The 18406-nt window shown below is 46.0% G+C and carries 18 protein-coding genes, 1 tRNA gene and 1 other RNA gene; 6 read left to right on the top strand and 14 right to left on the bottom strand.

Annotated elements, in window-relative coordinates:
- Positions 1–54: 54 nt before the first annotated feature.
- Positions 55–615 carry a YceI family protein gene (locus Q8K48_03790; protein ID MDP1851519.1) on the bottom strand — a complete coding sequence of 187 codons (561 nt, stop codon included), beginning with the start codon at positions 613–615 and terminating at the stop codon, positions 55–57.
- Positions 616–978: 363 nt separating this feature from the next.
- Here Q8K48_03790 and Q8K48_03785 point away from each other — a divergent pair, with 363 nt between their 5' ends.
- Positions 979–1554: an RDD family protein gene (locus Q8K48_03785; GenBank protein MDP1851518.1), complete on the top strand. Its 576-nt coding sequence runs from the start codon at positions 979–981 to the stop codon at positions 1552–1554.
- Positions 1555–1894: 340 nt separating this feature from the next.
- The gene (locus tag Q8K48_03780; GenBank protein ID MDP1851517.1) at positions 1895–3112 is read left to right on the top strand and encodes an MFS transporter; all 1218 of its coding nucleotides are present in this window, start codon (positions 1895–1897) and stop codon (positions 3110–3112) included.
- A 52-nt stretch (positions 3113–3164) separates the two neighbouring features.
- Here the strand turns inward: Q8K48_03780 and ssrA are convergent.
- From ssrA to Q8K48_03715, 13 genes are all read right to left on the bottom strand, one after another.
- Positions 3165–3535: a transfer-messenger RNA gene (ssrA, locus tag Q8K48_03775) on the bottom strand.
- A gap of 417 nt (positions 3536–3952) precedes the next feature.
- The gene (smpB, locus tag Q8K48_03770) at positions 3953–4456 is read right to left on the bottom strand and encodes an SsrA-binding protein SmpB (GenBank protein MDP1851516.1); all 504 of its coding nucleotides are present in this window, start codon (positions 4454–4456) and stop codon (positions 3953–3955) included.
- Positions 4457–4536: 80 nt separating this feature from the next.
- A complete protein-coding gene (ftsX, locus tag Q8K48_03765; protein ID MDP1851515.1) occupies positions 4537–5439 on the bottom strand; it encodes a permease-like cell division protein FtsX in 903 nt (300 codons plus the stop codon).
- A gap of 42 nt (positions 5440–5481) precedes the next feature.
- A complete protein-coding gene (gene ftsE / locus Q8K48_03760; GenBank protein MDP1851514.1) occupies positions 5482–6171 on the bottom strand; it encodes a cell division ATP-binding protein FtsE in 690 nt (229 codons plus the stop codon).
- A gap of 313 nt (positions 6172–6484) precedes the next feature.
- Positions 6485–7585: a peptide chain release factor 2 gene (prfB, locus tag Q8K48_03755; protein ID MDP1851513.1), complete on the bottom strand. Its 1101-nt coding sequence runs from the start codon at positions 7583–7585 to the stop codon at positions 6485–6487.
- 109 nt (positions 7586–7694) lie between these two features.
- The gene (locus Q8K48_03750; protein MDP1851512.1) at positions 7695–8375 is read right to left on the bottom strand and encodes a hypothetical protein; all 681 of its coding nucleotides are present in this window, start codon (positions 8373–8375) and stop codon (positions 7695–7697) included.
- Positions 8366–8848 carry a hypothetical protein gene (locus Q8K48_03745; GenBank protein ID MDP1851511.1) on the bottom strand — a complete coding sequence of 161 codons (483 nt, stop codon included), beginning with the start codon at positions 8846–8848 and terminating at the stop codon, positions 8366–8368. The genes Q8K48_03750 and Q8K48_03745 overlap by 10 nt, the downstream gene beginning before the upstream one ends.
- Entirely contained in the window at positions 8841–9248 is a 408-nt protein-coding gene (locus tag Q8K48_03740; GenBank protein MDP1851510.1) for a hypothetical protein, read from the bottom strand. The genes Q8K48_03745 and Q8K48_03740 overlap by 8 nt, the downstream gene beginning before the upstream one ends.
- A 10-nt stretch (positions 9249–9258) precedes the next feature.
- Positions 9259–9492, bottom strand: coding sequence for a hypothetical protein (locus Q8K48_03735; GenBank protein MDP1851509.1), 234 nt, complete (start codon positions 9490–9492; stop codon positions 9259–9261).
- Positions 9493–9500: 8 nt separating this feature from the next.
- Positions 9501–10802, bottom strand: a complete 1302-nt coding sequence (locus Q8K48_03730; GenBank protein ID MDP1851508.1) for a hypothetical protein — start codon at positions 10800–10802, stop codon at positions 9501–9503.
- A 220-nt stretch (positions 10803–11022) separates the two neighbouring features.
- Positions 11023–11181: a DUF5679 domain-containing protein gene (locus tag Q8K48_03725; GenBank protein MDP1851507.1), complete on the bottom strand. Its 159-nt coding sequence runs from the start codon at positions 11179–11181 to the stop codon at positions 11023–11025.
- A 108-nt stretch (positions 11182–11289) separates the two neighbouring features.
- A complete protein-coding gene (locus Q8K48_03720; GenBank protein MDP1851506.1) occupies positions 11290–11907 on the bottom strand; it encodes a M48 family metallopeptidase in 618 nt (205 codons plus the stop codon).
- A 578-nt stretch (positions 11908–12485) separates the two neighbouring features.
- Positions 12486–13802, bottom strand: coding sequence for a zinc-dependent metalloprotease (locus Q8K48_03715; GenBank protein MDP1851505.1), 1317 nt, complete (start codon positions 13800–13802; stop codon positions 12486–12488).
- A 193-nt stretch (positions 13803–13995) separates the two neighbouring features.
- Between Q8K48_03715 and Q8K48_03710 the strand changes: the two genes are divergently transcribed.
- The 4 genes from Q8K48_03710 to Q8K48_03695 all read left to right on the top strand — a co-directional run bounded on the left by Q8K48_03710 (position 13996) and on the right by Q8K48_03695 (position 18163).
- Positions 13996–14241 (top strand): hypothetical protein, encoded by a 246-nt coding sequence (locus tag Q8K48_03710; protein ID MDP1851504.1) that lies wholly within the window; start codon positions 13996–13998, stop codon positions 14239–14241.
- Positions 14242–14253: 12 nt separating this feature from the next.
- Positions 14254–15003, top strand: a complete 750-nt coding sequence (locus Q8K48_03705; GenBank protein ID MDP1851503.1) for a S16 family serine protease — start codon at positions 14254–14256, stop codon at positions 15001–15003.
- Between the two features lie 116 nt (positions 15004–15119).
- On the top strand, positions 15120–17957 hold the full coding sequence (locus Q8K48_03700) for a UPF0182 family protein (protein ID MDP1851502.1): 2838 nt from the start codon (positions 15120–15122) through the stop codon (positions 17955–17957).
- A 132-nt stretch (positions 17958–18089) separates the two neighbouring features.
- Positions 18090–18163, top strand: a tRNA-Met gene (locus Q8K48_03695).
- Positions 18164–18406 lie beyond the last annotated feature (243 nt).

The raw sequence follows: 18406 nt of genomic DNA, 5'->3' as shown, positions 1-18406 counted from the left end.
TATTTAGGCAACCGTCTGCACTTTTCTATTTAAGCGACGCCCGCACTTTTTTATTTAGGCGACGTCTGCACTTCGGATAGCAGAAAGCTCAAACTCAAGGTTGATCTTCTCGCTTACAAGAACGCCACCAGCCTCAAGTGCTGTGTTCCAATTAACGCCCCATTCGGTGCGATCAATTGTTGTCTTGCCTTCGAAACCAATACGAGTGTTACCCCATGGATCAACGGCTGTTCCAGTGAAGTCAAACTCAACTGTTACAGGCTTGGTAACTCCCTTGATTGTGAGATCGCCTGTCACTGCATAGGCATCACCATTCTTTACAGCAGATGTTGAAACAAATGTGATCTCTGGGAACTTTTCCATGTCGAAGAAGTCGCTGCCCTTGAGGTGGCCATCACGATCAGCATTTCGAGTATCGATACTTGCTGCCTGGATCTTTAGTTCGACCTTTGAGTTGGCAGGAGTCTCGAAATCGATGATTCCGCCACCTGAAAACTCGTTGAATGCGCCACGGACTTTAGTCACCATTAAATGGCGGGCTGTGAAGCCAATCTGGCTATGGCTGGCATCAATTGTGTATGTTCCGGTTAACGATGAAATAGTTGAACTTGTCATTAAATCTGCTCCCTCTAGAAGGCAATAGTTGAAATCGAACGTGGGCTAGTCCAATTACCCTTTGAAGAGTAGTTGAACATTCAACTACTATAGTTAAAGTTTCAACTATGTGCAAGTCGAGATTTACCCTTGCCTCACAGCGGAGGCCTACACACGAAATTTGGTAGGTATAGGTGGGGCGGCTCGCATAAGGCGGCTCGCATAAGGCAGCTCGGGTAGGGCGGCTCGCGTAGGGCGGCTCGCGTGGGGCGACTCGCGTAGGGCGGCTCGCGTAGGGCGGCTCGCGTGGGGCGACACATTTCTAGATATCCACAGTGTTCCATTCACTGAATTTGACGCCGAAAAACTAACTAACCTGCGGAAATGAATAGAAAAATCATTAGAGAGTACGAAGAAGCACCAGTAAAGACAGCCTCAGTTTTCTCAAAGTCAGAGCCAAGAGTCACGAATTCACAATCTTCAAGATCCGAGGTTTACACAAGCCTCTCTAATCGAGGCTCTGCAAAAAATTCCAGAGTAGAAAAATATGGCCGGTTCGCAACCCCTCAATCTCGATTGATTGCATTCGTGATAGACGCGGCTATTTTCGGATTTGGTCTAGGTATTGTCTGGATTATTTGGTTCATCACTCTTGCCGAAAAGGGCACCACCCCTGGCCACTATTTGATGGGTCAAGTGATTGTCGATGCAAAATCCGGAGAAGTCTTCGGCTGGAAAAAAATGGTGGTACGCGAAGTTCTCATCAAGGGTCTCATGCAGTGGATTCTTGGAGGCTTCTTGTTCATGGCCAACTACCTCATTGATGCCTCATTTATCTTTACAAGCAAACAAAGGACGTTACATGACTTAATGGTTGGCTCACACGTAATTCAATGCAGTGACAAAACAATCATTAAGAAATTGAAAGTTGAAGAGATCGATGGGTGGCTAAATAAATAACTCATTTGGTAAGTAACAAGCCCGGTGATTAACAAAATCAAATTAAAAGCTCAGTTATAAACAAGTTTCGGAAGTAACAAACGATGTAGAAAACTAGCCAAAACAAAAGCGGCCGAACTCAAGTAGACATGGGTTCGGTCGCTTTCTATTTTTCATTTCGTTGAACTTCATAAGTACCCTTATCTTGCCCACGGCCGTTCAGATAAATTCCTACGGCCGTTCAGATAAATTCCTACGGCCGTTCATAAAACATCCCATATTTGTACATCGCCTTCCCACAAAAATCTTTTAATTTGCGAAAAAATTGGCAAATCGAAACCTGCGAAGTAAAGTCGGAGCCATGAACCCCGCCTTTAATCGAATGTGGGCATCCAGCATTGTTTCAAATCTCTCCGATGGAGTCATGCTCGCGGCTGTACCTCTGCTTGCAATTTCATTAACAGATAGCCCTGTCTTGATCTCCTCAATTGGTGCGATGGTTATGCTGCCTTGGTTGTTTTTTGCAATACCCATCGGAGCGCTGGTAGATCGAGTAGATCGGCGATATATCTTGGCCGGAGCAAATGCAATCCGTAGCGGAGTCGTAGGTGTTCTAGCTCTGCTAATTGCAATGGATCTTGTAACCATCTTCTGGCTATTAGCAACGGCTTTTATTATCGGAACCTGTGAGGTTGCCGCCGATACAACGGCTCAATCATTAATTCCTCAAATTTTGGATGAGAAAGATTATGAGAAAGGCAACTCTAGGCTCCAAATTTCAGAGACAGTTATCCAAGGCTTTATTGGAGCCCCTATAAGTGGCTTCATATATGCATTAGCAATTTATCTACCTTTCTTCTTTAACAGCTTAGGTTTTGCTGTATCTGCATTGCTAGCGCTGTCAATTCCAATTAAGTATCTACAAGATGCTCGAGTAGAAGTTGCAGAAAAGGCGCCAAGCCATTTCATCGCAGATATGAAGTTTGGTATTTTATATCTGTTCAATCAGAAGATATTGCGACGTTTGGTACTAACAACAGCAACCATTGGACTCTGTTATTCCATGGGAACTGCAACGATGGTTCTCTTCATCATTAAAGAGTTGGAGTTACCGGAGAGATTGTTTGGAGTTATTTTGGCAATCCAAGGAGTTGGATCGATTGTGGGAGCATTTGCTGCGCCACGGCTGTCCAGTAGGTTTGGTCGAAGTAAATTAATGACATTTGGGATAGTTTCAAGTTCAGTCTCATTGCTTCTTCAAGGTTTCTCGCCAAATATCTATGTCTTTGTAGCCCTGGCAACCTTTGCCGGATTTGCAATCTCTCAGTGGAATATTTTGCTGATGTCTACGTATCAAAGTGTAATTCCGAATGAACTTTATGGTCGCATTCATGGAACCCGCCGCACTTTGGTATGGGGATTGATGCCCTTCGGCTCACTCCTTGGTGGCGTCTTGGCTAACTTTGACCTCCGTCTGCCCATGTATGTGAGTGGCGTTCTAGCCACCGTGATTGCAACTCTTTCAATAAGTTTCTTTCTTAAAATCGCTGAAAATTCTCGGTCTGAAAGTACAGCCTGAAATTCTCGCAGTAGGTATGGACACACTTTCCTATGAAGGGTGTAAAAATCGTTAGTGGAGGTGCCGGGAATCGAACCCGGGTCCTTCGGTGCAAAAACAGGGCTTCTACGGGCGTAGTGTGATTAGCGCTTTCTCAGTCCCGAAGTTTGGCCACACAACTCTTCGACGAACTCAGTTACGAAACTGTTCTCTCACATAGTTCGTAACACCTATGCGATGAAAAGCCCTCTATCGACGCTAGTTTCCAGACCGAGAGCGGCATCTGGGCTAACGGCTTCAAACTAGCTTATGCAGCGAGTGTGAAAGCTTGCTGATTAGTGTCAGCAGTTATTTTTTGCACGGATTATTGGTTTACGAGATCATTCCGGCTTCCTCGGCCCGCTTCCCCTGCCTCAACATCCAAAGTCGAGACCGTTCACCCCCAAGATTTATTGTGCTTTCACACATAGAACTTGGAGAAAAAGAAACGTATTTCTTATCCTCTATTTAATTGTCAACTACTGCTTGTCGTCGCTACATCTCCCTAGATTCTGAAAGAGTGTGTGGCTCTTTATGAAGCTAAGCAGATTTGGAAGCGGCGGTGTAGAAATTGTAGGTCATGATCGCAGGGATTCATAATCTTGAAAAATTACGCTTAGTTACAGAGAGTTATTTAACGATGCCCACTCGGGATTTGGTTGAGGCGAGATTTGCAACCAGGAGTATGGAGAAATCCTATCTTTGTCTCAATTTAACACGACCTAATTACTGGTTAATCATCAGTTTCATGGATTTCGAAATACTGCCTGGTGAAAAATCGTAGCCTCCCGCCCGGCGCTACTTCTCTTGATATACGAAGAATTAATCCTCGTAGCGTTTAGTAGCTTTACCGCTCTTTCCAGAATTTCCCCGCGACACAACGCGAGCAACTTCTCGATCGGCCTCGCGCGCCTTAATCGCCTCTCGCTTATCGTGGGACTTTTTACCTCTGGCAACGGCGATTTCGACCTTAGCTTTCCCATCTTTAAAATAGAGTGAAAGTGGAACCAGCGTTGTTCCCGAGTCTTTAAGTTTTGCAATTAACTTTGTCATTTCGGATTTATGGAGCAATAGTTTTCGATCGCGTCTTGGGGTGTGGTTAGTCCACGTACCTTCGGTGTACTCAGGAATATGGACCCCGCTGAGCCATAACTCTCCATCATTAACCATGGCGAATCCGTCGATGAGAGAAGCTCTCCCCAGGCGCAGGGATTTAACCTCTGTGCCCATGAGCACTAACCCGCACTCAAAAACATCCTCGATTGAATAATCGTGGCGCGCCTTTTTGTTTTGAGCGATGACCTTGCGGCCGACCTCTTTCACCATAACCGCATCACCGTCCCCTATTTAAAACGAGTTTTCTCGTCTTATCTTCACGGCGTATTCTCTCACTAAGAGAGTGGTGTTTAAACCTTCAGGTAGCGGCGCAGGGTAATCACAGATGCAACGGTCGAGACTAATAACCCGGTTCCTAAGAGATACCCGGATGCCACCCAGACCTCATTCCAACTAAAGAACTTAGTAAATGTCAGAAGAGGTGCAACTTTTGTATCAACAACGCTTTTCAAAGCCGCCAACAATCCAGTCGCCAATCCCCAGCCGATAATCGCTGAGATTATGCCCTCTAAAAGAAATGGAAGTTGAATCGACCACGAGGAGGCGCCGACCAGTTTCATTACTCCGGTTTCACGGCGACGGTTGAACGCAGCGATTCGAAGAGTATTGCTAATTAGCATCGCCGCAGTAAGTACTGATGCTAAACCAACGAGTAGAGCGCCGTTGCGCAGTACTTCTAAGAGTTTAAAGAATTTTTCCAAAATACTTCTTTGATCTTGTACAACATCTACTCCTGGTCGGCCGGTAAAGGCACTGACTATCACGGCAAATTGAGTTGGATCCTTTAACTTCACGCGAAATGATTCTGGAAGCTGATCGACTGTCACATTTTGTGCAATCGCCGAACCCTTGAAGCGCTCTTGGAAGCGGGCAAACGCTTGTGACTGTGACTCATAGAAAACGCTCTCAACCGAAGGCATCTCTTGTATTTCTTGTTGAATTTCAAGGCGCTGTCCTGATGTGACAATACCGCCAGAACATGATGGTGATTCTGAGAGTGAGCCACATAAGAAAATAGAGACTTCAATTTTGTCGTACCAATAATCCTTCATCGCCCCTACCTGAGCGTTTGCAAGAAGGCCAATTCCAAGTAGCGAGAGCGATATGGCGGTCGTGACGATTACAGCAAAGGTCATTGTCACATTTCGACGCAGCCCAATACCTACTTCGCTTATGAGAAACCGTGCACGCATGTTTTACCCTTACTCCTAGATGATGTAATCACAAGTAACTTCTTATCCCGTATAACCATAAACACCACGTACCTGATCACGTATTACATGGCCTAGATCTAGCTCGATGACACGCTTTCGCATCTGGTCAACGATGCCCGAATCATGAGTGGCCATCAAGACAGTGGTTCCCTCGCGATTAATTCGATCAAGCAACTTCATAATTCCAACACTGGTTGCAGGATCTAAGTTTCCAGTTGGCTCATCTGCAATCAAAATTGGCGGGCGGCTTACATATGCGCGGGCAATTGCCACGCGCTGTTGCTCTCCACCAGAAATCTCTGAGGGCAAGCGATCGCCCTTATCTTCAAGGCCAACAAGCTCCAAAACCTCAGGAACTTCACGGTTAATCTCCTTTTGTGAATATCCCAAAACATGCAGAGCAAAGGCAACATTTTCAGTAATCGATTTATTTGGTAGAAGGCGAAAATCTTGAAAGACGGTTCCAACCTGACGGCGCAAATCTGGAACTTTATGGTTTGCTAGAGTTCTAAGATCTTTGCCCGCCACATGGATAGTTCCCGAGGTAGGTCGATCTTCGCGCAGAATTAAACGAAGGAAAGTTGACTTTCCTGAACCTGATAATCCGACTAGGAATACAAACTCACCCTTTACGATCTCGAGACTGACCGAGTCCAATGCGGCTCGCTCTTGGCCTGGATACATCTTCGTAACATTTTCAAAGCGAATCATTAAGATCTCCCATTGCATATGCGAGTCGGATATCGGGGAATCCGATTTCGGCCTGCCCATAGTTTATGGAATAAGCTTCAGATTCCGCGCATCTAACGCCGAAACCGGCCTAGAAAATCTGTGATTTGCCTGATGTTGACCGTAATGACCCACTCCCGCGCTGAACCATCTCTTATTCCAAGGTTTGTATTTCTGGACTTTCTCAACTTTTATTTACTCCACACCTATGCCCAGCTAATCAATACATTCACTCGTTTTAGTTTGAGCGGCGCCATCGATTTCCCGCTTCTATGAAATCAACTAGCCGTGCGTTTTAATTTGAGCGGCGCCAGCGAATGCCCGCTTCTATGAAATCATCTATCTCACCATTTAATACCGCTGACGTGTTTCCTGTTTCATGATCTGTGCGTAAATCCTTAACCATTTGATAAGGCGCAAGAACATATGAACGCATTTGATTTCCCCATGAGCCGGAGTTATCACCTTTTAATGCATTCATTTTCGCCTGCTCTTCTTGCCGGCGACGTTCCAATAACTTAGATTGCAAAACCGCCATCGCCGTCGCCTTATTTTGAATCTGCGAACGCTCGTTCTGACATGAGACGACAATCCCCGTGGGAATATGAGTTAATCGAACCGCCGAGTCGGTGGTATTAACTCCTTGCCCTCCTGGACCAGACGAGCGATACACATCGGTGCGCACTTCCTTCTCGTCAATTTCAACGTGATCGCTCTGCTCAACTACTGGAACAACTTCAACACCTGCAAAGGATGTGTGGCGTCGACTTTGACTATCAAATGGAGAAATACGAACTAATCGGTGAGTACCTTGCTCTACTGACAAGGTTCCATATGCATAAGGGGCTGTAACACGAAAAGTTGTTGACTTAATTCCAGCCTCTTCTGCATATGATGTTTCCAGGACATCTACTTTAAAGTTGTGGCGCTCGCAATAACGCAAATACATTCGCATAATCATTTCTGCCCAATCAGCGGCCTCAACTCCACCAGCCTCTGATCGAATTGTTATCAATGCATCTCTCTCGTCATATTCACCATTAAGCAGGGTTTGAATCTCTAACTCACCAATGGATTTCTTTACTGAATCCAATTCACGCTCAGCGTCTTCTGTGCCGCTTCCATCAGGCTCACTCGCGGCCAATTCAAAGAGAATAGGTAAATCTTCAACTCGTCTGCGAAGTCCAGTTAACTTGTTTATCTCGGCTTGCACTCGTGATAAACGGCTAGTAATTTTTTGAGCTTTCTCTGGGTCATCCCAAAGATTGGGAACGCCGGCCTCTTCTTCCAAAATAACTGCCTGTTCTCGCAGTTTGGGTAGGTCTAACACCTTCTCTATTGAAACCAGGGTCGCGTCAATAACGTTGATTTCTAATCCATATTCACGCGCGGCCATGAACGAAGAATAGCGGAGTAGCCCTCACAACATGAAAACAGTTAAATGAGAGAGCCAACTCGGTACCAGATCGAGAGAACGTTGAATCTAATCGGTGCAGGCGAATACATCAGTGCAGACGAACTCCGAAGAGATAGAAACCCTCTTGAACTTGATTCGTGGTCCCAACAGTCGAGGTGAGAACCGCAGAATCCATGTTGAGAAAGGGAACCTTAAAGGGAAATTTCACTTCGGAGTACGTAGAAATCTCGAGTGATGATCCATCACACTCCATGTTAGTTAAAACTATCCCCTGAAGCTCATGTCGTTTCATAGAGCCATCGTCATTACTCCAATTACGCAGTTCAAGAACTACATTGAGAAAGGCTCGATTACAATCAATTGGAATCGGAGAGTGTTCACGTTCTGTAATCATCGCGAGAGGAGCCGTAAACATTGTTCCCTTGCCAGTGTAGTAAGCGGACTTATTTAGAGAATGAACTCCGCGTTGGGCAGCAGCCTCAGTAGCTTGCGCGAGAGAGCGTTTAGCTACCAGCACGGTCGCTACATTGCTCATTACTACTAAGCATGCAATAGTAATAAAAAATAACCCAATAATTACAATGCTCAACGAACCTCGCTCACTTTTTGAGAGACTTCTCAAACTTTTCTTGCTTACATTGCTTACATTGCTTACATTGCTTGCATTGCTTGCATTGCTTGCATTGCTTGCGTCCGTTACATAGTTTGTATCGCTTGTGTTATCCCTCGCTAACGGTTCTTGCATAATATTTGGATTCTCTACATCCATGGGCTTATGTGTTCTTGAGCAGATGCCTCAATGGTCCGACGTGACCGTGAATCAATATATGAGATCGTTAATCTAATGCGCCCATTTGATGACAGACATGGATTCTCTGAACACTCGTAACGGGCAGAGAGCGTGTCAATCTCACCATCTGTTAACCCTAAGTGGCCTGCAATTACGGTAAGCGCTTGTGCCGAAACTTCCCGTCCGGCGTGGTCATTTTCGCTAACTACATAAGCACGCAAAGCCTCGCGCGCCAACGTTCGAACAATCGCCTCGTTACCGCTCAATGAGGCGAAACTTGCCAGATAGATAAAAATTGGAATAAAGAGAGGGATCGCAAGAACTACGAACTCAACAATCGCGCTACCCTTTTCATCAATTACGAATTTTCTTTTGAAAAGTCGGAGATGAGCTGTGAGAGTGTGTTTTGGATCAGCGTGTTCTGGATCAGCGAGCCTCCAATATTTATTCATTTATTGGCTCCATTATCGCTGCACCCCTTACATCGGTTGTTGGTGCGCCACCCATTAAGGCGATCAGTCCAGGAACCAACTGTGGCAATCCTGTTCGCTTGCGCGAAATCAGTACTCTGATGTGTGCAAATGGATCAGGTGAGTTGAGTTCAATTACCTGATCTGTTGAGTAAATCTCGCCTGAAATTGCACGCCGAGTTGCATCGCCCTGCGCAATGGCAAAATCTCCATTGCGCAGGTTTGTGGCGATTATCAGTTCCATACACATTAGAAAGAGAATTAACAATGGGATTAAAACCAGGGAACTTTCAACATTTCCATCCTCGAGACGTAAATGAGCCTTAGCAGCTGAAGTTTTTCGTCGTATGAACTTCTCTAGTCGCTTTAAAAAATTGTTCATATCAACAGCTTTAGCGAATTCCATTCATTGCATCAAGTGAATTTTTTAATATCGCAGTTAGGCGAGGTGCTGCAATTGTCCAGATTGCTGTCACTAGTCCAGTGGTCATTAAAACTACGAGCACCCATCCTGGAACATCCCCGCGTTCATCGCGCAGACGAGCATGGAATTTTCTCTGTGCACGAGTTAATCCTTCTTGTAGGGATATCTCGACCTTTACAAGTTTTGTAAGTAATCCGTTCATTGCTCCTCCTAGAGTTTAAGTGAAATTTCGTGTAAGTCTTCTACTTTTCGCCCATGTGAAATATGAAGCAGTTCGGCATTGTGTATATCTGCAAAATCAAGAACCATTGCTTCGGCGGAAAACTCCGAATTGGCCTGCCTCCACACACATTCACATCGAGGATGTCGTGAAAAACTGTTCAGCTTCGGAGTTAATGGCTCAAGGTAATTCAGTTGAATCTGCGCACCAATCAAAGATGATGCTCCTGTATCGATGAAACTCAGCGCAGTGTGGGCGGCAATTGCAGCTAACTGGTGGGCAATTGCAATGGGTAGTTCATCACTTGTTCCTTGAGTTGCCATTAACTCACTTTGAAATCTACCGTTTCTCTCCTGCGCCCCAAGCGTCAAACAATGTATGCACGGAGTCATGCCTGGCCTTACAAGCGGACCGCATGTTGCAACTCCGCCAGCTATTTTTCCAACAAAGAGGTGATCTTGGGTGTCGTGAGTTAAATGCTCAATCAGCTCAGGTTCGTAGTTTCCGACAATAATTCGAAGATTTCGTTCAGGGATTAACTCGACCATTGGTTTATGAATGGAACCACGGTGGGATGCAACTGGAAATAATGACCACTCACGGGATAGCTCTTCGAGGCGGCCTCGAAAATTCAAACCGATATCGCTTGTGCGGAGCGCTCCCGTACCTAAATCGCTATCACTAACTGTTGGATGTTGTTGTGTTGACGTAAGAGCCATTCGCGTATTTGTCACACCACTTGCCAACAAAATTGAACAAATAAGTGTCGCGGTACGCGAGCTTCCGAATATTTCAATTCCAAAGTTTTGGCGATTGGATAACAGTTCTACGCCGCCGTCATTAACGCCAACAATCCATGTTGCTTGACTGAGTTCAGGGGCTAATCTCTTTTGCAACTGGCTAAATGCTGCATCCAAACTTTGATCCTGAGTATTCGCCGAGCGGGATGCAATGGCCGACTGAAAACGATTGTGTAAGGTTATTTTATTTCGAACTGTGTCAATGAAGTTTGCATCTTTGAGTTCGGTGAGGACTCGATCAATCACCTCGATCGGCGCTGAAAGAACGGTGCTGATCTCTTCAGGTGTTTGAAGTCCGTTGAGTTGAGAGATGATTGCCCGTGCCCCACCATGAAAGATTTCGATCGCGTAGTGTGACGTTGCTACGTGCATCGACTCTTCTTCTGGTGTTCCTACCCGACTAATATAAACGCCATTTTTAAGGCGGGGATACGAATTGTGGTGTGCTGAAATTTTCTTGGGAGTGTGGGTGTCAGTCTCTGTAGTTGTCATAGTGACAAGGGTGCGCCAGATGGTAGCCGCCGAAATATCTTCCTGCGTTCACTGTGGGATAAAGCGCGCTTTGACTACGCGGAGTTTATTTCTTATCGCTTAGCGCTTCATCGTGAGTGCGACAAGAAAAAACCCCAACTCACATCTGAGTCGGGGCTTTCTCTACTGCTAGACGCTCAGCACACCGCACGTGCGGCTCGAGGTGAGCGAAATTTAATTACTAGGCTTTTTTAAGGAAAGTGCTGATCTTGGTGCCGCAGACTGGGCAAACACCTTTAGCGGTTCTGCGACCTGAGTCACTCACGCTAATGGTTCCTTCGAAGTCATGCTTTTCTTTGCACTTCACGCAGTAAGCAGTTCCTTTATACGTCTCTGCCATTCTCTTCCTCCACTCCACGCATGCAACCCAGAGGGTGTTCCCCGTACGGGGCAGGCGTTATTAAGCATGACGATACCCTTGAGTGCTCGGAATTACGCCTATCTGGGCTTATTTTTTTAGAAGTTTCTTCAGCTCTTCCGGCAGGGCGAGCGCCGTTTCGGCCGCCTCATAGCCATCTAAATATGCAGTTGCAACGTCGGTATGGGGAAACCTGCCTAAGATCTCCTTAAATCCAAGGCCGTGATCGCTAATCTCTAAGTGGATCGCCTCGTGAAAGAGTACATAATCGAGGGCATGGGCGGGAGCGCCTTTGAGGCGGTCAGAGATGCGAATCCTCCGGTCTACGCTGGTACAGGAGCCCCAGCGCTCACGCATCGCTCGCCAGCTCACATCTGAGGGGCGAATCGTGATTTCAGGGGCGAACTTTCGCAAAAGTTGGTCGATTCGATCTGCAAGAGCGCTCTCGCTCATAGTGATTGCCGCCTCTTGGGCACGGATTTTGGCCACCATTTCCGGGACCATCGCCCGTTCATCGGCCCGACTCATGCGGGCGGGAATAGAAACCACAATTCGGCCACCTGCTCGGTAGGCAGAAATGTTCTTTTTCCTGCGCGATGAGCGAATCACCACAATCTCGCCCTCGTTTATTCCGGGCAAAGTGGCATCGTCATCTAAATCCACGACGGAATCGGGCTCTAGATCATCCAAAAAACTATCAAAACTCATGGAGTGAAGGTATCCCTCGCTAGTCAAAACATGAGAAAGCTCAACTACGTGTTGAGAGATTTTAATTTCCTGTTCGAGATTCTGTTGAGGTAAGACGCCTACACGATTAAAAACTGCTTTGTCAACGCTTTGTTCAGTTGATTCTCAGGCCAATTTTGTTTACTTTACAACTACGAACTCCTCGGATAACTGTTCTATATCAGCAAGGGGAAGGCTGATAAAGAATGAGCGCCCGGGGAGTTCGCTTGTCATTGTTGACGTTCGAGCAGCGCAGACACTCAATAACTTCATTGTCAAAGAGGTCGTTTTATTCGCCGAGTTTAAGCTCAAACTAATTGGACAATCTGTGGAGCGAGAGAAGAATAAGGCTAGAGACATTTGCTAAGTAAAACAAACGTGCGGGTAAAACAAACGTGCAGTTGAAACAAACGTGCAGTTGAAACAAACGTGTGATTAAAACAAACGTGTGATTAAAACACGTATGTTAAATTCACGAGCAGAGCCAGTTTAATTCAATGTGCACGGTCATTTTTGAAAACGCACATGAATTATCGAAAACGCGAACTACGTCAAAAAAACTAAAGCGAGGACAGGTCGTCGGGAATCTCAATACTTGATAAATAGTTTTCTGGAGTTAATAGATCGGCCGCACTTGGCAAAATTCCGCTCCAAATTTGGTCCCGTGATTGCAGATCACGCAATACAGTGACTGAACGCCAAAAAGCTGCAGCCTCGCGCGCCAGTCGCGGCGAAACTTGAAGTCCAAAGAGATTCGAGAAGAGTTGTTGTGTCGGTGCCGATGTTGCACGCCGTCGACGCAATGTCTCCTGCAACGCTGAAATATTTGGCAAGCGATCACCTGCAGCAGCTGCAACGACTGCCTCGTTCCATCCATCTACAAGCGCCAGCACTGTTTCCAACTTTGTTAGAGCATCACGTTGAGCTGGAGTCTCTTCAGGTGTAAAGATTCCTTCATTGAGCGCCATCTGGAAAGTTTCGGGATTAGTTGGATCAAATTCACTTCCACCATTACTTGACGCATCGAAGGCCTCTTGCGCCTGGCGTTGGATAGCCTCAATATCTATGTGTATACCCTTTGCATAATCCGTGATGGCAGTTCGAATATATGAAATTAGCCATGGGTTATGTGAAAATAAACGCGCACCTGCACTTTCTCGAAGCGCATGAAATATTCGAACCTCATCGATTGGAATATCTAACTCCTGAGCCCATTCATCAATATTTTGAGAAACGAGAGCAGGGTAAACAGGATCTACCAACGGTAATCCAACATCATGAATTCCAGTGGAAGTACCGGCTAATCCGCCAATTGATTGACCAAGTTGTGTTGCCATCAGAGAGCCGATGAATGAACGAAGTAGCGTCGCAATCATTCCGACTGGAATCGCTATCTCCTCTTCCGGTAAACCTGAACCCTCTTGAATAGCGGATTCTTTAAGTAGTTCGGAGATTGCAGATGTTAAACCAAGGGCGAGTGGTTCTACCGAACTCTGCCAGCCAGATAGAGTTGAATCGACCCAATCAGTTCTAGCAAGAGTTGAGTTAGCAGATACATTTGTTTGCGGAAAAAATGTCGCCTCATTGAGCCACAATTCTGCGATTGAAAAAGCCTCTGAAACTTTAGCTACGTCGTTAGCACCAACTGGTGCTGAACCCTTAGCCGTTACAAATTTTTTTGCTGTATCTCTAACAATATTTTTGGGCAGTACCTCACTCGATGGCGCAAAACCCGGACCACTCATTCCAAGCTTTGAAAACTGTTCTTGAATCTGACTTTGTATCTGCGCCATCATCGCAGCAAAATCAACAGAACCGTCGCCCTTTTTATTGTCGGCATCATCGGAACTGTCTGGTGTAAAACCAAATGGCGTCATGTGGTAATCCTCTCAGCCATATAACCTAATGGGGCTCCCTTTTCTTCCCGCTAATTCTCTAAAGATATTCGAGTAGGCTCACAGAAAGTTCAAAGGTCACACCTTCTAGCCATGGCATCGTTGACAGGCATGGAGCAATCGCGGCCGTAAGGGATAGAGGGCGAGCGCTGCGCAGGCAGGGTAGGCTAATCCTATGTCGAGCGCAGCTACAGCCTTAATTTGGTGGATAGTTCCTGCAATTGGACTTACGGGAGCCCTCGCATACGTTCTCTGGATCTCCAAATTTCAAAGTAAGTATCAGCAGGGGACACAAAGATCGGTTGGCCAGTTTCAGCGTTTTCAAGAATCTCTACGCCAATCTCAGGCTCGAGATGTTGAGGCAGCTGCTAATCCCCCACAGCCAGAGGTTATAGAACCCGGCCCTAAGCCTCGCGCTTAATTAACTTTTCCAGTGCGCTTCTCACCGCTTCCCCGTTTTGCAACTGCGATTCTTGGAATCTTCTTTACCTTAGCTCTTATTGCTCCACTTCCCTTTGTGATTGTAATGCCGGGCAACGCTCAAAATATCTTCGAAAAAATTATTACAATTGAAAATCAAAAATCTTACCCAGCCACTGGACGGTTAGATCTAATGTCGGTTCGGATAACTAACCCTAATAACTGGATAGTCGGTCCAGAAGTACTTTATGCATGGCTTCGAAATGATGAAGCTGTTTACCCTCGCGCCGCGATTTACCCACCCGGTGCGACTACTGAATCTGAGAAAAAGGCTGCCGATGCCGACATGGTTGGCTCACAGAGTAAAGCAATAGGTGCGGGATTGCGTTATCTATCGCGCCATCCAGAATTCGGAACCACCTCGGATCAACTCATTGAAGAGAATATTAATTTTGATGTGAAGCGCACGGGAGGACCAAGTGGAGGAATGATTTTTGCACTTGGCGTGATTGAATTACTTACCCCCACAGATATATTGCGTGGTCGCCATATTTCAGGATCCGGCACGATCTCAATCGATGGAAAGGTTGGCCCAATAGGTGGCATTAATGAAAAAATCCACTCCGCTTATAAAGCAGGAGCTACCTTATTTCTAGCTCCTTTTGGAAATCGCGACGAGATCACTAGCGTCCCCAAAGGCATGAAAGTCGTGATTGTCGCCACCCTTGATGATGCCCTAAAGGCATTAACCTCTAAGAAGTAGGCAGGCCAGATTTTCGCCCTCTCGCTTCTCTAGTAGGCACACTGGCCTGGCTCAAGACGTTAATTCGCCTCCAATTCTGGAAAGTTGCTTCCCTGTTGGTGCGCTAGCGTTATCCCATGATGAGTAATGCAGCCCCCCAATTCAATTTCAAACGTCGACTTGGCCCACTTCAAATAACAATCGCGATCGTGGTTGCTATTGGTTTCGGCCTTGTATCCATGAGCGGTTTCTATGCAGATTGGCTCTGGTTTAAATCAGTGAACTTCACAACCGTGTGGTCAACCGTATTAATGACCAAAGTTGTGCTCTTTGTAGTCGCTGGATTAGTTACTGCAACGCTCATACTTTTAAATATTGTGATCGCCTACAAAAGTCGCCCACTTTATGTACCAATGACCGTTGAGGCTGATAATCTCGAACGTTATCGCGCGCAAATTGAACCGATTAAGCGCTGGGTTGTTATTGGTTTGGGACTTGCTCTCTTCTACTTTGCCGGCACATCCGGTTCGTTGGTCTGGTCGACTTGGCTACTATTTAAGAATTCGACCCCGTTTGGTGTCACCGATGCGCAGTTCAATATGGATATTTCATTCTTCGCATTCCGTTTACCTTTTTGGCAAACTTTAATTGGATGGGGTATTTCAACCTTAGTCCTTGCCATTATTGCCTCAGCAATTGTTCATTACTTATATGGAGGAATTCGTTTACAAGTACAAGAGGATCGCACAACAGTTGCTGCACGCGTTCAACTTTCAGTATTACTCGGAGGAGTTGTTTTATTAAAGGCGGTGGCTTACTGGTTCGATCGCTACGCGCTGGCACTTAAAGAGAGCAAACTCATCACAGGGCTCACCTATACCGATGTAAATGCCCTCCTACCCGCTAAAGCTATTTTGGCTGCAATTGCAGTTGTTTGCGCACTACTATTTTTTGCAAATATTGTGCGCCGCTCATGGGTTCTACCGGCCGCCGGTACAGCCCTTCTGGTTGTCTCTTCGGTTTTAATCGCAGGAATCTACCCAGGTGCAATTCAGCAATTCCAGGTAAAACCGAGTGAGTCATCTAAAGAAGCCCCATATATTCAGCGCAATATTGATGCGACTCGCACTGCCTATGGATTAGATGGTGTACAGGTTAATGACTATCAGGCAACTCTCACGGCTTCGGCTGGACAACTTGCAGATGATGCGGCAACGATTGCAAATATTCGCTTAATGGATCCAAATGTCCTTTCTGCAACTTTCCGTCAACTCCAACAGATTAAGCCTTACTATGCCTTCCCTGAATCTCTCGATTTTGATCGATACACAATTGATGGGGTAAAACGCGACGTTGTTGTCGCCGTTCGTGAGTTAAATATCGCTGGCAACCCATCTCGAAATTGGATCAATGATCACCTTGTCTATACTCACGGATTTGGATTTGTTGCAGCGTATGCAAATGCACGTGATGCCGATGGTAAGCCTTCTTTTGCAGTAGGCGATCTGCCACCAACTAAGGGTCTAGGCGATTTTCAGCCACGAATTTATTTTGGTGAAAATGTTCCAGATTATTCAATTATTGGTGGCGTAAAAACCGACTCACCTGTTGAGTTTGATTATCCAGATGACTCTTCGGCTAATGGACAAAAAAACTACACATACACAGGTACCGGTGGAGTTCCAGTCGGGTCGCTGATTAATAAATTGGTCTTCGCGTTTAAGTACCAAGAGCAAAAACTCTTACTGTCATCGCTTATTAATAAGGATTCAAAAATCCTATTCGAGCGTAACCCTCGTGAGAGAGTTGCAAAAGTTGCACCTTGGTTAACACTTGATGGAGATCCATATCCGGCGATAATTGGTGGCAAAGTTATATGGATTATTGATGGCTACACAACAAGTGCTGGCTATCCTTATTCAAAGCAGATTTCACTTTCAGCTGCGACAAATGATGTTCTCACTGCAACTTCCTCTTCTGTAACTGCCCAAAGAAATACAGGAGTTAACTACATTCGCAACTCAGTAAAGGCAACTGTGGATGCATATGATGGCACCGTCACTTTGTATCAGTGGGATGAAAAAGACCCTGTTTTAGCCACGTGGAGCAAAGCCTTCCCGGGCACCGTTCAGGCAAAATCAAAGATTTCAAAGGAGTTACTCTCACACATTCGATATCCAGAGGATATTTTCCGTGTTCAACGCGAAATTCTCTCTGAGTACCACGTGAAAACCGCTGCCGCTTTTTATGGTGGCCAGGATTTCTGGCGCGTACCTCGTGACCCTTCGACTTTCGGAGCAAATGCAGGAGCCCAGCCTCCTTATTACTTAACTCTGCAGATGCCAGGGGATACAAAACCGGAGTTTGCTCTTACTACACCATTTGTTCCACGTGGTGGTCGTGAGAACTTATCAGCATTTGCTGCAGTGAACTCTGATGCAGGACCTGACTATGGCAAGATTACGGTTCTGCAACTTCCACGGAGCACAAACATCGCAGGTCCTTCACAAGTAGCCTCTAACTTTGAGGCCAAGCCTGAAGTTGCAAACTCTCTCTCGCTGCTTCGTCGAGGCGGCTCTGATGTAGTTCTCGGTAACCTGCTCACGCTTCCAGTTGGCGGAGGCTTACTGTACGTTCAACCGGTTTACGTTCGCGCAACTGCAAACTCGGCGGCGTATCCATTGCTCCAAAAAGTACTTGTCTCGTTCGGAGATCAAATCGGATATGACGACACTTTAAAGGGTGCACTTGATCAAGTATTCGGTGGTAACTCCGGTACAACTTCCTCAAGTGGAACACCGACGACGAGTGGAACAAATAATGACACTTTGGCGAGCGCGCTTGCATCTGCCAAGCAAGCGTTGGCAGATGGCCAAGCGGCTCTTGCAATTGGTGACTTTGCTGCATATGGCCGAGCACAGGATCGATTGAAATCTGCAATCGCATCAGCGATTGCTGCACAAGTAAAGAAATAAAAAAGTGATGGTTTAAATATCAACTAAAGCCAAATAACTTCTAAAGAAAGTGCTAGATAAAGACCACTTCCATGGGTATTGATTCATGGATTTGGTCTTTATCTATTCAACGCCTAAGATTGCCGATACCGACGCGGGGTGGAGCAGCTCGGTAGCTCGCTGGGCTCATAACCCAGAGGTCGTAGGTTCAAATCCTGCCCCCGCTACTAGTTAGTCAGTAAGAAAACGCGCGATTGTTCGCTCGAGATTCGCTTTAATTTAGAATCTCTACGCAGAACAATGAGCGCGTTTTTTCATGCCCGGCAGAGAATGCGAGATTTTTATTTACCAGAATAATGAGCGCGTTTTTTCATGCCCGGCAGAGAATGCGAGATTTTTTGTTGCTCGTTGGGTCATGAAAAATCTCCCTACGATCTCTTGACCTAAAAGTCGCGATAAGAGGGAGAATG

This window comes from Candidatus Planktophila sp. (assembly GCA_030681675.1).
In the GTDB taxonomy this organism is placed as follows: domain Bacteria; phylum Actinomycetota; class Actinomycetes; order Nanopelagicales; family Nanopelagicaceae; genus Planktophila.
Note: the sequence above shows the minus strand (reverse complement) of the source record. Positions and strands in the feature narration are given on the sequence as shown.